Raw genomic sequence first — 1,319 nt, forward strand, 5'->3', positions numbered from 1 at the left:
TGAACCGCCCCGGGTCTGATGGAGGCTCCTCGTGTGAGTGAGGATGTGGATCATGGCCCGGGGTACGAGGTATTCGCGTGAGGTGCGGGAACGTGCCGTTGCGCTGGTGTTTGATCAGGTAGAGCAGTATTCGTCGCAGTGGGAGGCGATCTGCTCGGTGGCGGCGAAGGTGAACGTCTCCAGCGAGACGCTACGCAAGTGGGTGCGCCAGGCCGAAGTGGATGCCGGGACGCGGCCGGGCACGTCGAGCGAGGAGTCGGCCGAGCTGAAGCGGCTGCGCCGGGAAAACGCGGAATTGCGCCGGGCTAATGAAATTTTGAAGGCCGCGTCTGCTTTCTTCGCGAGGGAGCTCGACCCTCGACCGCCACGCTCGTAACGTTCATCACGGAACACAAGGACCGGTTCGGAGTCGAGCCGATCTGTGCCGTGCTGACCGAATTCGGCGTGAAGATCGCTCCGTCCACCTATTATGCCGCTCTCGACCGTCCGAAATCCGAGCGCGAGATCCGGGATGAGGAGTTAAGGGGAGAAATAACACGTGTCTATGACGAAAACTACCGCGTTTATGGTGCGCGGAAAATCTGGCGCCAGCTGCGCCGGGAGGGAGTGACGGTGGGGCGTGGCCGGGTGGAACGGCTCATGCGGCAGTTGGGTATCACCGGCGCCGTGCGCGGCAAGACCGTGCGCACCACCGTGTCCGATCCCGGCGGCAAGCGGGCCGCGGACCTGGTGAAACGCCAGTTCACGGCCGGCGCGCCGAACCGGCTGTGGGTGGCGGACTTCACCTACGTCGCCACCTGGGCCGGCACCGTGTACACCGCTTTCGCCATCGATGCGTTCTCCCGCAAAATCGTGGGCTGGTACTGCAGCATGTCCAAAGAAACCGAACTTGTCCTCGACGCCATCGACAGGGGACTCCAGCAACGCGACTACCGTCACGTGAACGGCGAGAGCAAACTGATTCACCATTCTGATGCCGGAAGCCAGTATACGTCTTTCCGGTTCACCCAGCATCTTATCGACTCGGGAATCGACGCGTCCATCGGCACCGTCGGTGACGCGCTCGACAACGCGCTCGCAGAATCCACGATCGGACTTTACAAAACCGAGTTGATCAAACCGAAAGGACCATGGCACAATAAGAACGAAGTCGAGATCGCCACCGCCGCGTGGGTGCAGTGGTACAACGATCGTCGACTACACGAGGCCTGTGGCTACCGGCCACCGACCGAGTTTGAGACCCTGTACGAGCTAGGCGACCTGACAAGCCTGGTCGCCTGACCCCAGTAACGAGTCTCTACCGAACCCGGGGCGGTTCA

The 1,319-nt window shown here is 61.9% G+C and carries 1 protein-coding gene and 1 other annotated feature; the gene reads left to right on the forward strand.

All coding sequences use genetic code 11. The features are described 5' to 3' along the window. Nucleotides 1-52 precede the first annotated feature (52 nt). A protein-coding gene (locus FXO23_RS50490) for an IS3 family transposase (protein WP_246258690.1) occupies nt 53-1,281 on the forward strand; the annotation gives its coding sequence in 2 pieces (ribosomal slippage) (nt 53-332 and nt 332-1,281; 1,230 coding nt in all). After that, nucleotides 331-459: a sequence feature (AL1L pseudoknot), on the forward strand. It overlaps the preceding gene by 129 nt. Nucleotides 1,282-1,319: the final 38 nt, after the last annotated feature.

The organism is Amycolatopsis anabasis, assembly GCF_009765355.1.
Classification (GTDB): domain Bacteria; phylum Actinomycetota; class Actinomycetes; order Mycobacteriales; family Pseudonocardiaceae; genus Amycolatopsis; species Amycolatopsis anabasis.